Raw genomic sequence first — 13544 nt, 5'->3', positions numbered from 1 at the left:
GTCATATTTCAAGCCTTTCTGACTGGGCCGAGCGGAACCGGTCCCGCCACCCATTGACGTTGCGCGCCTCGCGGAATCGGGTCACGCGATCGTCTGATCTGTTCAAAGTATTGGCCGACATTCTGCTGTCTTTGGCCAGGTAGAACCGTCCACCATGTTCCAGAGTAATCCGATCCAGCTTGTCCATGAGGATGAGCGTTTTGTCGGAAATCGGGAAATCAAGCGCCAGCGTGTATCCCTCCATGGGGAAGGAAAACGGACTGTCCTGTGGACCGAACCGTTTCAGCACGGACAAAAACGAACCCATGCCCTTGCCAGAGATGGCTTGCAAAAGCTCGGTCAGGCCGGCGCGTGAACGGTGGATAGGCAACGCGCATTGAAACTGGGCAAAGCCGCTGCGACCGTAGATACGGTTCCATCCCAAAATGGCGTCCAGCGGATAAAAGAACGTATCCCAGTTCACCAGCTTGGTGTCGCCGTTTCGAACCCCCATCCAGTAGTAACCGGCGTTGAATGCCCGAACCGTATGGCGGTTCAAGGCAAACGACGGCAGATCCATCGGCACGGATTTTTTTCGCTTGGTCGGGCAGACCAGAGGTTGCCTGGCATACCGCCCCGGCAGGTCCGAGACCGCAGCGTGTTCTCCCAGCATCACCAGAGACCGCCCCAGGTTTCGGCCTGTGGACAAGCAGTCGATCCACGCGACCGAGTATGTTGCATCCTGTGCGGCCTCGAATGCATTCATCGCATCCTGAAGGCTGGGTGCGGCTATGGTCTTTTGCTTGATCCAACCTGTCTCGACTGGCTGCAACCGAACCGCGGCCCGCACGATGATCCCGGTAAGGCCCATGCCGCCCAAGGTGTGGTCGAACAATGCGCTGTTCGAGGCGCGGCTGCATCGGGTGATTTCCCCATCATCGCCCATGACCTCAACCCATTCGACGCAATGGCGGAAACTACCGACACGGTGGTGGTTCTTGCCATGAACATCTGCGGCGATGGCACCGCCGATCGTGACGAATTTGGTGCCCGGTGTAACGATCGGAAACCAACCCCGGGGCAGAAACGCTGCGATCACGTCGCCCAGCAGAACCCCCGCCTCGGCAACCAACACTCCGGTCTGGTTGTCGAAGGACACCATCCTGTTCAGATGCCGGGTGTGTACGGTTGTCGTGCGCCCAATTGCGCTGTCTCCATAGGCGCGCCCATTGCCGCGCGCGATCACATCTGGTCCTTCCCGCACGACCGATCGAAGGCTTTCGACGCTGCGCGGCGCGATCACGCTGGTCTCAAGAACGGGGTACCTGCCCCAGCCGGAAAGCCTCATGCCCGCGCCTCCGCCGAGCCGGCGTTGAATACGAAGCGCTTATCCAGATGGTACTTGATCACGTAACCCACTGTCAGCCCGATAACCGCGCCAACCTCGCGCATGAGATCGGTTTTCCAAACCACCCAAAAGGCCGTCTCGGTGCCCCAAAAAATTGCAGTGGTGACCACACCCATCGCCGTATACAGCGAAAATTTCTGACCATGGGCCTTCAGCCCCGTCTGCCGGTCATAGAAAATCCAGTGCTTGTCGAGGGTATACTTGACCACAAGGCCGACCAGAGTACCCGCAAACACTGCAGCCGCGAAGTACCAGCCACCCTCGCCAAGCGACAGGACTGCGCGCTGCGCGGCCAGGTTCAAGGCCATCGCCACGATGGCAAAGGCGGAATAGCGCAGAATCAATCCCTGAACCGTCACAGCATTGACCCCGCGACAACGAACAGCAGAATTATAGCAAAGCAAAGCAGGCTGACCGGGTCCTTGGCCGCATAGATCACGGGATCATCGTGCATGTTGCCACGATGCGTAATCATGACGGTCCGGGTGATCCAGAACAGCAGAACAGCACACACGCCCCACAGGGCCTGCGGGTAGGAGTAGAGCTGCACCACCACCGGCGAGCTGACATAGAGTGCCATAACCAGAACTGCGACATAACCCGCGCTGACGGCGATCATGGAGATAATCGGAAGGTCATCCACGTGATAGCCGCGCCCGGTTGCCGACAATTTACCGCGTGCCGCATAGTCCACCAACTCGGCCTGCCTTTTGACCGCCGCAAGCGACAGGAACAGAAACATCGAAAATGCCAGGAGCCAGACTGAAAGCTCCAACCCTGTTGCCGCTCCACCCGCCACGATCCGGGTCGTGTAAAGGCCGGCCAAGACACAAATGTCGATGACCAACTGGCGCTTAAGATACAATGAGTACCCGGTCGTCAGTGCATAATACGCCACCATCACCAGGAAAAACTCCAGCCCGACCATGGCCGCAATGACCGAGCCTGAAATCAGCAGACCGGCAGCCATCCACGTTCCAGACGAAATCGGAATGCTGCCCGAAGCAAACGGCCGCGCGCGTTTGCGCGGATGCGCCCGATCTGCTGCAAGGTCCAGCAAGTCATTCAGGACATAGACACTGGATGCGATCAGGCTGAACGATATGAAAGCCAGCAACGACAACCAAAACACCTGCCCCGTTAGTTGATGGGCCGCCAGCATCGGCAAAAAGACCAGAAGGTTCTTCATCCATTGATGCGGACGCAGCGCCTTGAGGTAGGACTTGGCGGTCACTTCGTGTGTGTGCAGATGCTCGACCTTGGGTGCAACCGCTTCCGCTTGTTTCGCCAGTCCCGGCCCCGCGTTCACGGAAACCGCCAGATTGGCCCTTCGCCACACCGCAAGGTCGGCGTGGGAATCGCCCATATAGGCGTATCCGCCCGGACCAAAGCGTTCGTCCAGAAACTCGGCCTTGTTTTCACCTTTCAGGTTCAGCGACCCGTCGGAACCATGAACCTCGTCAAAAATACCCAAATGGGCTCCGATGCTTTGGGCGATACCCTCATCCGAGGCCGTCACAAGGGCGGTCTTGCCGCCATCTGCGCGCCACTTCTCGATGTATTCCAACACCTTGGGATCATAGGGCAACGAGGTGACGTCAATTTCGGCCTCTGCGGCCAGGTAACGTTTCAATGAAGCGCGTCCCCCCAACAGAGCCGCAGCTGAGTGAAACGGGCTACGCCAGTTCCGTCCGAAAGCCGACCAAAAGCTTTCGTACAGCATGTCACTCTTCAAAAGAGTGCCATCCAGATCTACCACAAGGATTTTGCACATAAATCAACCAACTATAATCATTACCCGGGACGGGGAACTATGAGGTCCGTTATTGCAAAGCTCAAAAGGCATGGCAACTGCACAGCTGTGCCCGCCAACCCTTCTCGTCATAGCCTGCTTCGATATCACGTCAGTGCCTGTCACGGCTCATTGTTTCACCAATTTCTATGGCCAAATGATGGCGTCACGGCCTATCCCAGTGACGCTGTACCATAATCGCGTTCTTTCAATTATTTGAAAGCCCTTCACCCAATGCGGCCGCATTCATATTGCACGAGCTTCAAGGGTCATATCACTCTGGAATGTGCCCACTTCAGCGCCCAGTCGCGCGCGGATACGCTGTCAGAGACACCGTCCAACGGAGACACAGACAGCCTCTGCGTTGGCTATAGTTGCCGATTTGGAAACTCTACCGTTGCTCGTGATACCGCATCAGACAACGGTCCGGATCCCACTGTTCCGCGTACAGTTTCCTCGCTCAATTCGAGGCTGGATGCTCGAGCTGTAGCCAGCCGAGCACGCGAGCTTTGACAGCTCAAACGCCCTGGGGACTATGCGGTAACGGTTGCGGTGGTGGTGCCCAAGGAGAGACTCGAACTCTCACGCCCGTGAAGGCGGGGGATTTTGAATCCCCTGCGTCTACCATTCCGCCACTTGGGCCACGCGCATTGAATTACCGCCCATCTTGCCGAACGTCCAGAGGCAAAAATCGGTCAATCGACGATCAGCCCGAGACAGATCGGTTGACGCCCCGTCGGACGCGTGGTTTGCCTCGTCATGACAAAGCTTGGGAACACGCGCTGATGCTGCAATCGCTTTATGATCGGACGATTCGACTGGCCGACCACCCACACGCACTGTGGGTGTTGGCATTTGTGGCATTCATCGAAAGCTCGGTCTTTCCGATTCCACCCGACGTGCTGATGATCCCGATGATTCTGGCGCGCCCATCGCGGGCATGGCTGATTGCCACCGTTGCGCTGGTGTTCTCGGTCTTGGGCGGCCTTTTGGGATACGCAATCGGCGCGTTCTTCTACGACAGCATCGGACAACCCATCCTCGAAGCGATGGGCAAGGGTCACGCGATGCAGGAGTTCAACCAGCGGTTCAACGATTTCGGGTTCTGGGCCGTTCTGACCGCCGGTGTCACGCCTTTCCCGTACAAGGTCATCACGATCATGTCCGGTTGGACGGGAATGCCACTGGGGACGTTCATCGCCACTTCGATTCTCGCCCGCGCTTTGCGGTTCTACATCGTCGCCGGGTTGCTTTGGGGCTTTGGCGAGCCTATCCGGGACTTCATCGAAAAACGGCTTGGGTTGATGTTCACCTTGTTCATCATTCTTCTGATCGGCGGATTTCTGGTGGTGAAATACATATGACGCGGAAACGGACACTCATTTTGCTGGCTGCGGGTGGGTCTGCAGCTTTGCTTCTTGCGGCTTGGGGGTTCCAGTATCTGGGCGGCATGGCCCCGTGTAAATTGTGCATCTGGCAACGCTACCCGCATGGTGCGGCTGTATTGCTCGGCGCGCTGGCCTTTGCACTTCCGGGCGTGCGCCTGCTGCCTCTCCTCGGCGCAGCCGCTGCCGCCGCCACGTCCGGTATCGGCGTCTATCACGCCGGGGTCGAGCGTGGTCTTTGGGAAGGTCCGTCCAGTTGCACATCGGGCAGTATTAGCGGCCTGTCCGCCGAGGAACTGATGGAGCAGATCATGGCCGCCCCGTTGGTGCGGTGCGATGATATCCCGTGGGAAATGTTCGGGCTGTCCATGGCTGGGTGGAACGCCCTGCTGTCCGCCGGTTTGGTTCTGGTCTGGCTGGCCGCCTGGCGCGCGCGTTGAACCTACTGGGCGTCCAATTCTGCGTCCCAATACAGAAAGTCGATCCAGCTTTCGTGCAGGTGGTTCGGCGGAAACTTCCGTCCGATATTCTGCAGCATGCTGGCGTCAGGCTGCCGAGGTGGCTTGCGCAGGCTCATCCCGGCCTGACGCAGCGATTTCGACCCTTTGCGCAGATTGCATGGACTGCAGGCGGCCACCACGTTCTGCCAACTGGTGACACCCCCTGCTGCACGCGGCACGACGTGGTCGAAAGTCAGTTCGCCCCGGCTGCCGCAGTACTGGCAGCGGAATTCATCCCTCAGAAATAAATTAAAGCGCGTGAAGGCCACGCGCTTTCTGGGTTTCACATAGTCTTTCAGGACAACCACCGACGGTATTCGGATCACCGTACTCGGGCTGCGGACCACTTCGTCATACTCGGCGACGATATCAACCCGGTCCAGCCAGGCGGCCTTTATCGCCTCCTGCCAGGGCCAAAGCGACAGCGGATAGTAGGAAAGCGGGCGATAATCGGCGTTCAAAACCAATGCCGGATGGTGCTTGAGGGCACCTGGCTCCCTGACAAATTCGGTCCTGAAATCTCCGTCCATGGCTGAATCGCTCCTCGCTCTCGGCTGCCTGTATGGGACACCAGAGCGGGGAGCACCCGCCCCGGTCTTAACTTAACTATATATCGTGTTAAAACTCTGACAAGTCCTGTTTTTCCACAACATCTCGGTAACGGACTATTCCGAATCCGTAACAATCACGTGACAGTTATCCACAGCTTGCGCAGGTCCGGAACTGAGAGTATGGCGGAGCCCATGTCATGGTTCATCCGCTTCAACAAACCCTTTGACGTGCTGCCGCAGTTCACCGACCGGCAATATGCCGAGTCGCCCCGCAGCACCCTGTCGGATTTCATCGACCTGCCCGGGGTCTATCCGGCCGGGCGGCTGGACCGTGACAGCGAGGGGCTGATGCTGCTGACTGACAATGGGCGGCTGCAATCCCAGATCTCGGATCCCAAGCACAAAATGCCCAAAACCTACTGGGTCCAGGTCGAAGGAATCCCGGATGCGGCGGCCATCCGGGCCCTGCGCGACGGGGTCGAATTGAATGACGGCATGACCCGCCCAGCCAAGGCGCGGCTGATCGACGAACCCCAAGGTCTGTGGCCACGCACGCCTCCGATCCGCGAGCGCAAGTCGGTGCCGGATTGCTGGCTGGAACTGACACTGCGCGAGGGGCGCAACCGTCAGGTGCGCCGCATGACGGCCGCCGTGGGCCACCCCACCCTGCGCCTGATCCGCGCCCGGATCGGAGACTGGACCTTAGACGATCTCGCCCCCGGCAGCTGGGACAGCCTGCCGATGCCCGTTCTGGAAACCGCCCCCCAACGCAAGCGGGACCGGCGTCCGCGGCGGTGACTTTTTCAGCGATGTCCGTTATTATAGCGTCATGAAAGTAGCAGCCGGAATCCCGTCGCCTTCGGGCATTCTCGAGGCCGCGCTGTATGTCGATGATCTGGACGCCGCCGAACGGTTCTATGGCGAGGTTCTGGGCTTGGACCGCATTCAGCGCGTCGAGGGCCGGCACGTGTTCTTCCGGGTCGGCACCTCGGTGTTGCTGTTGTTCAACCCGGACCAGACGGAACAGCCTGCGACCAATCCTGACCTGCCGGTGCCGCCGCATGGTGCGCGCGGTCCGGGGCATGTGTGCCTCATCCTGACCCGCAACCAGATCGCGTCGATGCGCAAGCATCTGCTGGACTGGAACGTCCCGGTCGAGGCCGAGTTTGACTGGCCCAACGGGGCTCGGTCGCTCTATGTGCGTGACCCGGCCGGTAATTCGGTGGAGTTTGCCGAGGGGCACCTGTGGGGGTGACCCTTCCGCGTTACAGACTCAGCTTGTCCCGCATGAAGGCCAACGCGACGCCCAGCCCGTCGGGTGCGATACCGTGGCCGGTGCCCTTCATGATGTGGGCATAGACCTCCTTGAAGCCCGCACGCTGCAGGGCCTCGGCGGCCTCGGGCAGCGATTGCAGCGGCACCACGTCATCGGCATCGCCATGGACCAGCAGCACCGGCATCCGGCTGACCACCTCGTCGGCCAGCAGGTCAGGCTCCAGCAGGCGGCCGGAAAACGCGATCACGCCAGCCACCGGATCTTCGCGACGCGGGGCCACGTGCAGGCTCATCATGCTGCCCTGGGAAAAGCCGAACAGCACCACCTGCTCGGGCAGCACGTCTTCGTCCACCATCAGGGCGTCGAGAAATGCGTTGAAATCCTCGACTGCCATTTCCATGCCGCGCCGGGCCTCTTCCTCGGACGAGCCGTCGATCCACGGGATCGGAAACCACTGGAACCCGTTGGGCATGCCGGGGATCTGCTCGGGCGCGTCGGGGGCCACGAACAGCGTGTCGGGCAGGTGTTCGCCCAAAACATCCGCAAGGCCCAGCAGATCGGCCCCGTTGGCGCCATAGCCATGCACGAACACCACGACCGAGCGCGTGTCGCCCGAAACCGGCTCTTTGCGGAGCGCGTTCAAAACCCGTGTCATCTGATCCCTTCCCTATCCTTGGCCACGCGGTAATAGGCCCACAGAACCCGGGCTGCAACCGACCGCCACGGCGACCACACTTCGGCCATCTGCCGCAGCGCCTTGTCGGTCGGCCGATCCGGCAGGCCGTACAGCATCCGCGCGGCCTCCTGCAGGGCCAGGTCGCCCGGCGCGATCACATCCGCCCGCCCCAGCGAGAACATGGCATAGATCTCGGCCGTCCAAACCCCGATGCCCGGCACCTGTGTCAGGGCCGCAATGACCACGTCATCGGGTGCCTCGCGCAGGGCCTTGTAGTCGATCCGCGCCTCGGCCAGCGCCCGGGCATACCGGATCTTCTGGCGGCTCAGCCCCACTGCACGCAGATCGTCGTCGGTGGCCCATTTGATCTTGCGTGGCCCGGTCAGGCCCGCCTGCTGCATCCGCCTCCAGATCGCGTTGGCCGAGGCCACGCTGACCTGCTGGCTAACGATGGCGCTGAGCAGTTGCGCGAAGCCGTCAGGCCGGCGGCGCAAGGGCAACGGGCGGGTCAGTTCGATCGCGTGCGCCATGCGCGGACAGGCGTCAGACAGCCACTCGGCCCCTTCCGCAACGCATTCTGGTGTCTCGATAATTCGACCAACGGTCATGGCGGCTCCGGGTGGCGGTTCGGGGCGCAGGTTAGGCTGCTTTGTCGCATATGCAACCCGCTTGTATGTCTGTCGGTTCGCCGATACCCATTTGCGCATGACGATGACCAGCACCGCCCCCGACGATACCCGCGCCAAACGGAATGTTGCCGTTCTGGTGGCGGCCCAGGCGATTCTGGGCGCGCAGATGCCGATGATCTTCATCGTCGGCGGATTGGCGGGCCAGTCGCTGGCCAGCAACGCTTGCCTCGCCACGCTGCCGATTTCGCTGATCGTTCTGGGTTCGATGCTGGCGGCCACGCCGGTCTCGGCCATCATGCAGCGCTGGGGCCGCCGCGCTGGGTTCCTCGTCGGCGCCACCGCCGGAGCGGTGGGCGGCGCCGTAGGCGCCTATGGCCTGTACCTGGGATCGTTTCCCGTGTTCCTGTTGGGCAGCCTGCTGACCGGCATCTACATGAGCGCACATGGCTTCTATCGCTTTGCCGCCGCTGATACCGCGTCGGACGCGTTCCGGCCCAAGGCGATCTCGTACGTCATGGCCGGCGGTCTGGCTGCGGCCATCATCGGGCCGCAGATCGTCAAACTGACCTCGCAGGCCTATGTCATTCCGTTCCTGGGCACCTATTTCGCGGTGATCGCGGTGAACGTCATCGGTTCGGTCCTGTTCCTGTTTCTGGACATTCCGACCCCCGACCGTCCGTCACAGGATGCACCCAAAGGCCGGTCGCGGCTCGAACTGCTGAAAACTCCGCGCATCGCCGTGGCCATCATCTGTGCCATGGTCTCATACGCGCTGATGAACCTGGTGATGACCTCGACGCCGCTGGCGGTCGTCGGCTGCGGCTTCTCCGAAGGTGATGCGGCGGATGTGGTCACCAGCCACGTTCTGGCGATGTATGTTCCCAGTTTCTTCACCGGCCATCTGATCGCCCGGTTCGGGGCCGAGAAGATGGTCGCCATCGGTTTGGCGGTTTTGGGCGGTGCGGGCGTTGTGGCTCTGCAAGGCGTTGAGATCGAGAACTTCTTTCTGGCCCTCGTGCTGCTTGGCATCGGCTGGAACTTCGGCTTCATCGGCGCCACCAGCATGCTGGCGGCCGAGCACGAGGTGCATGAACGCGGCCGAGTGCAGGGCCTGAACGACCTGCTGGTGTTCGGCGGCGTGACGATAGCGTCGCTGGCCTCGGGCGGATTGATGAACTGTTCGGGCGGATCCCCGGTCGAGGGATGGACCGCCGTCAACCTGGCGATGGTGCCGCTGCTGACCTTGGCGGGCGGCGCGCTGCTGTGGCTGGTGCTGAGGCCCCGCGAGGCCAAACTCTCCTGATCACCACCGACCGGTCGAAGCCGTCCAGATCAGTGACACGCGTCGTCGGATTTCGCCCACGTTCAGCGCACCAGCAGCGACCCGACCGGGCTCAGCCAAAGCATGACGCAGGACGCGGTCTGCCTGCCAGCCGACAAAAAGCGCAGGGCGCGCCTGATCCGAAACATCGGCGCGCCGTGCTCGCGCCGCGGCCATCCTGTCCAGCGCGCGCTCGGCCAACTGGCGCACCCCGTCCGGCGTCCCATCCAACAGGGGAATGCGCCCGCGGGCTTCAAGCTCGGGGATGGCGCGGAACCAGTTCGCCACACCGACCGCGTAGCCAAAATCGCGCAGGACCATTTCGTCGGCGGCACCCAGGGCTTGCGCCGAGGCGACCATGAGCGACCCTGCGCTGTGGGTGAGGTAGGCCTCGAAGTGTTCCTCATCCTCGAACGGATCCCGGTAGATATCCCAACGCCTTACGGCCACGAATTCATCCAGCATCGCCGCCAGATGCGGGGACAGGACGCGCGACAGGGGCGTGACCACCTCGTGCCGCCGCACGGAGGGTCCTTCGGCGATCTCCTGCAGCGCGTCGCGCCACCATTGCAGGCGCATTTCCGCGATCATCGGCTCTTGGGTGACCCACGGCGCGCGGGCGACCTCGATGTTCATCGCATAGATCGGAAACAGCACGGCCCGCGCCTGAATCGGCGCCGCCATCGCGGCCATGAACCGATCGGGGTCGGCCCGGTGGACCAGCGCCGCGCAGGCCTTGACGTCGTCGTCGAAGGGCACGCTCACTCGGCCACCACCGATTGCGGGCTGCAATCGCGCACCAGCTTCCACTGGATCGCTTCCAGTAGTGCCTCGAACGAGGCGTCGACGATGTTCGCACTGACCCCAACCGTGGACCAGCGCCGCCCCTGCCCGTCTTCGCTGTCGATGATGACGCGGGTCACCGCCTCGGTCCCGCCCTGGGTGATACGTACCTTGAAATCCACCAGATGCATATCGTCCAGGATGGGCGAGTACTGCCCCAGATCCTTGGCCAAAGCTTTGGCCAGCGCGTTCACCGGGCCACGGTCGCTACCGTTTTCGTCCATCGACTCGCTGACCGACAGCTTCTTCTCGCCATCCACCTTCACCACGACGACCGCCTCGGACAGGCTGACCATCTGGTTGTACTTGTTCTTGCGCCGCTCGACCGTGACCTTGTAGCGCTTGACCTCGAAGAATTGCGGCAGCTGGCCCAGTTCATCGCGGGCCAGCAGCTCGAAACTGGCCTGCGCGGTGTCATAGGAATACCCCTCGGCCTCGCGCGCCTTGATCCGTTCCAGAATGCGCCCCAGCGCCGGGTCGCCCGGCTCTACCTGCAACCCAGCCTCGGTCAGGCGTTTGCGCAGGTTCGACTGGCCCGCCTGGTTCGACATCGGAATGATCCGCGCATTGCCCACGGTGGCCGGATCGACATGTTCATAGGTCGACGGATCCTTGAGGATCGCGCTGGCGTGCAGCCCCGCCTTGTGCGCAAAGGCCGAGGCCCCGACATAGGCCGCCTGTTTGCTGGGCACCCGGTTCAGGATGTCATCCAGCATGCGGCTGATGCGGGTCAGACCGGTCAGCGCGTCGCGGTTGACGCCGATCTCGAAGGCCGAGGCATAGGGCTCCTTCAACAGCAGCGTCGGGATCAGGGCGGTCAGGTTGGCGTTGCCGCAACGCTCACCCAGCCCGTTCAACGTGCCCTGGATCTGGCGTGCGCCGGCATCCACGGCCGCCAAGGAACAGGCCACAGCATTTTCGGTGTCGTTGTGGGTGTGGATGCCCAGCCGGTCGCCGGGGAAGCCCGCGGCGACCAGGTCGGACACGATCCGCCCCACTTCGGCCGGCAGCGCGCCGCCATTGGTGTCGCACAACACCACCCAGCGGGCACCGGCCTCCAGCGCCGCCTGGCAGACCTGCATCGCATAGGCGGGGTTGTCTTTGTAGCCGTCAAAGAAATGCTCGGCATCGAACAGCGCCTCGCGCCCCTGCGCCACGATATGCGCGACCGAGGCGCGGACGTTCTCGACATTCTCCTCCAGCGAGATCCCCAGCGCGTCGGTCACGTGATAGTCATGCGACTTGCCAACCAGACAGACCGCCCGCGTGCCTGCGTTCATGACCGCGGCCAGCACGTCGTCATTCTCGGCCGAGCGCCCGGCCCGCTTGGTCATGCCAAAGGCGGTCAGGCGGGCGCGCGTCTTGGGCGCAGTATCGAAAAACGCGCTGTCGGTGGGGTTCGCACCGGGCCAGCCGCCTTCGATATAGTCCACCCCCAAAGCATCCAGCGCCTGCGCGATCTGGACCTTTTCGGCGGTCGAGAACTGAACGCCTTGCGTCTGCTGCCCGTCGCGCAGCGTGGTGTCATAGAGGTACAGGCGCTCTTTGCTCATTCAACGCCCTCCAGACTGCTGGCGTCAAAGCCCGCGCCGGGCACCAGTTCGACCCCGTCCTTGCTCATCCGCACTTCGAGGCCGGCCGCCAGATAGGCGGCCTTCAACCGATCCACTTCCGAGAAGTCCTTGGTCTGCATCGCCTCGGCCCGAACACGGGCCAGCCGGTCGGCATGGGCCGACAGATCCACGCCGTCGGTCTCGGCCCAGGCCCCCATGCCGGGCTCCAACAGGCCTAGGACCCGCGCACTGGCCAGCAAGGTCGCGGCGTCGCCGTACGAGGCCAGGCGATGCAGCTCGGCCAGGGCGCCCGCCGTGTTCAGGTCATCGGCAAGCGCCTCGATCACCGCGGGCGCCGCGCTGGGTGCGGGCTCGATGCCCGCAGTCAACGCCCGCCACTTGCGCAACGTGGCCTCGGCCTCGCGCGCCTTCTTCTCGGTCCAGTCCATCGGCTTGCGATAGTGGGTCTGCAGGAAGACGAACCGGATCACCTCGCCCGGCACGCCCTGATCCAGCAGGTCATGCACGGTGAAGAAATTGCCCAGCGATTTGGACATCTTCTTTCCCTCGACCTGCAGCATCTCGTTGTGCAGCCAATACCGCGCGAATTCGCCGTGCGGATGGGCGCATTTGCTCTGGGCGATCTCGTTTTCGTGGTGAGGAAACATCAGGTCGTTGCCGCCGCCATGGATGTCGAAACTCTCGCCCAGCAACTCATAGCTCATGGCCGAGCATTCGATATGCCAGCCCGGACGCCCCAGGCCCCAGGGCGACTCCCAACCGGGCAGTTCATCGTCCGAGGGCTTCCACAGCACGAAATCCATCGGGTTCTTCTTGTAGGGCGCCACCTCGACCCGCGCGCCTGCGATCATGTCATCGACCGACCGGCCCGACAGCTTGCCGTAGTCGTCGCGCCAGCTGTCCACGGCGAAGAGAACATGCCCCTCGGCCTCATAGGCGTGCCCTTTGGCGATCAGGTCCTCGATCATCGCGATCATCTGATCGATATACCGCGTGGCCCGCGGCATCTGGTCGGGCTCCAGCGCCCCTAGCGCCCCCATGTCATGCAGGTACCAGCCGATCGTCTCGTCCGACCGCTCCTGCACCAACTGCTCGAGCGTTCCTTCGGCCCCGGCCTGCTTGCGCGCCAGGGCCGTCGCGTTGATCTTGTCATCGACGTCGGTGAAGTTGCGCACATAGGTCACATGCTCGGGCCCGTAAACGTGACGCAGCAGGCGGTACAGCACGTCAAACACCACCACGGGCCGCGCGTTGCCCAGATGCGCCCGGTCATACACGGTGGGTCCGCAGACATACATCCGCACGTTGTCGGCATCGATCGGAACGAAATCTTCCTTCGTCCGGGTCCGCGTGTTGTGCAGTTTGATCGTCGTCATGCGTCTGGCTCCTGGATACAGCAATAGCGTGCGCGTTGACGCGGGCTTAGCAACTTGTCTCAGGGAAGAAAACGAAAGAAACCGGCCCGCGTGAAAGTTCAGCAGGGAATGCAGCAGATAATGATGCAGGTCTTCCGGTTCATGGCCCATCGCATAGCACGCCCGGTCCCGCGCGCCAAGACTTCTGTTGCCAACCCGGGAAGCTGATTGACAAATCACCGCGGCTCTGACCCA

At 62.2% G+C, this 13544-nt stretch carries 14 protein-coding genes and 1 tRNA gene; 5 read left to right on the top strand and 10 right to left on the bottom strand.

Features of this window, described 5'->3' with window-relative positions; translation table 11 throughout:
- Position 1: 1 nt before the first annotated feature.
- The 4 genes from AC2FNL_RS09265 to AC2FNL_RS09250 all read right to left on the bottom strand — a co-directional run bounded on the left by AC2FNL_RS09265 (position 2) and on the right by AC2FNL_RS09250 (position 3821).
- Entirely contained in the window at positions 2 to 1327 is a 1326-nt protein-coding gene (locus AC2FNL_RS09265; protein WP_093962153.1) for an FAD-binding oxidoreductase, read from the bottom strand.
- On the bottom strand, positions 1324 to 1746 hold the full coding sequence (locus AC2FNL_RS09260; protein WP_093962154.1) for a GtrA family protein: 423 nt from the start codon (positions 1744 to 1746) through the stop codon (positions 1324 to 1326). The genes AC2FNL_RS09265 and AC2FNL_RS09260 overlap by 4 nt, the downstream gene beginning before the upstream one ends.
- Positions 1743 to 3161, bottom strand: coding sequence for a UbiA family prenyltransferase (locus AC2FNL_RS09255; RefSeq protein ID WP_496833256.1), 1419 nt, complete (start codon positions 3159 to 3161; stop codon positions 1743 to 1745). Before AC2FNL_RS09255 ends, AC2FNL_RS09260 begins: the two co-directional genes overlap by 4 nt.
- 574 nt (positions 3162 to 3735) lie before the next feature.
- Positions 3736 to 3821, bottom strand: a tRNA-Leu gene (locus AC2FNL_RS09250).
- A 143-nt stretch (positions 3822 to 3964) separates the two neighbouring features.
- Between AC2FNL_RS09250 and AC2FNL_RS09245 the strand changes: the two genes are divergently transcribed.
- Complete coding sequence (locus tag AC2FNL_RS09245; protein ID WP_093962156.1) at positions 3965 to 4543, top strand: YqaA family protein; 579 nt, start codon at positions 3965 to 3967, stop codon at positions 4541 to 4543.
- The gene (locus AC2FNL_RS09240) at positions 4540 to 5004 is read left to right on the top strand and encodes a disulfide bond formation protein B (protein WP_093962157.1); all 465 of its coding nucleotides are present in this window, start codon (positions 4540 to 4542) and stop codon (positions 5002 to 5004) included. Before AC2FNL_RS09245 ends, AC2FNL_RS09240 begins: the two co-directional genes overlap by 4 nt.
- 2 nt (positions 5005 to 5006) lie before the next feature.
- Here the strand turns inward: AC2FNL_RS09240 and AC2FNL_RS09235 are convergent, their stop codons facing one another.
- Entirely contained in the window at positions 5007 to 5594 is a 588-nt protein-coding gene (locus tag AC2FNL_RS09235; RefSeq protein ID WP_093962158.1) for an HNH endonuclease, read from the bottom strand.
- A 213-nt stretch (positions 5595 to 5807) separates the two neighbouring features.
- Here AC2FNL_RS09235 and AC2FNL_RS09230 point away from each other — a divergent pair, with 213 nt between their 5' ends.
- On the top strand, positions 5808 to 6413 hold the full coding sequence (locus tag AC2FNL_RS09230; RefSeq protein ID WP_496833254.1) for a pseudouridine synthase: 606 nt from the start codon (positions 5808 to 5810) through the stop codon (positions 6411 to 6413).
- 31 nt (positions 6414 to 6444) lie between these two features.
- On the top strand, positions 6445 to 6870 hold the full coding sequence (locus AC2FNL_RS09225) for a VOC family protein (protein ID WP_496833253.1): 426 nt from the start codon (positions 6445 to 6447) through the stop codon (positions 6868 to 6870).
- A 10-nt stretch (positions 6871 to 6880) separates the two neighbouring features.
- Here AC2FNL_RS09225 and AC2FNL_RS09220 read toward each other — a convergent pair whose 3' ends face one another.
- Positions 6881 to 7546 carry an alpha/beta hydrolase gene (locus AC2FNL_RS09220; protein ID WP_496833252.1) on the bottom strand — a complete coding sequence of 222 codons (666 nt, stop codon included), beginning with the start codon at positions 7544 to 7546 and terminating at the stop codon, positions 6881 to 6883.
- A complete protein-coding gene (locus AC2FNL_RS09215; RefSeq protein ID WP_480721055.1) occupies positions 7543 to 8175 on the bottom strand; it encodes a DNA-3-methyladenine glycosylase family protein in 633 nt (210 codons plus the stop codon). Before AC2FNL_RS09215 ends, AC2FNL_RS09220 begins: the two co-directional genes overlap by 4 nt.
- 97 nt (positions 8176 to 8272) lie before the next feature.
- Between AC2FNL_RS09215 and AC2FNL_RS09210 the strand changes: the two genes are divergently transcribed.
- Positions 8273 to 9499, top strand: a complete 1227-nt coding sequence (locus tag AC2FNL_RS09210; RefSeq protein WP_496833250.1) for an MFS transporter — start codon at positions 8273 to 8275, stop codon at positions 9497 to 9499.
- Here AC2FNL_RS09210 and AC2FNL_RS09205 read toward each other — a convergent pair whose 3' ends face one another.
- From AC2FNL_RS09205 to cysS, 3 genes are read right to left on the bottom strand one after another with little or no spacing between them, the layout of a single operon-like run.
- Complete coding sequence (locus AC2FNL_RS09205; protein ID WP_496833298.1) at positions 9500 to 10276, bottom strand: squalene/phytoene synthase family protein; 777 nt, start codon at positions 10274 to 10276, stop codon at positions 9500 to 9502. It abuts the gene before it with no gap.
- 2 nt (positions 10277 to 10278) lie between these two features.
- Positions 10279 to 11913 (bottom strand): citramalate synthase, encoded by a 1635-nt coding sequence (gene cimA, locus AC2FNL_RS09200; protein WP_170368481.1) that lies wholly within the window; start codon positions 11911 to 11913, stop codon positions 10279 to 10281.
- Positions 11910 to 13310: a cysteine--tRNA ligase gene (gene cysS / locus AC2FNL_RS09195; protein ID WP_496833248.1), complete on the bottom strand. Its 1401-nt coding sequence runs from the start codon at positions 13308 to 13310 to the stop codon at positions 11910 to 11912. Before cysS ends, cimA begins: the two co-directional genes overlap by 4 nt.
- Positions 13311 to 13544: the final 234 nt, after the last annotated feature.

Source organism: Ruegeria sp. CRTD044 (assembly GCF_059613485.1).
This window is presented reverse-complemented; position numbering and strand designations above follow the sequence as displayed.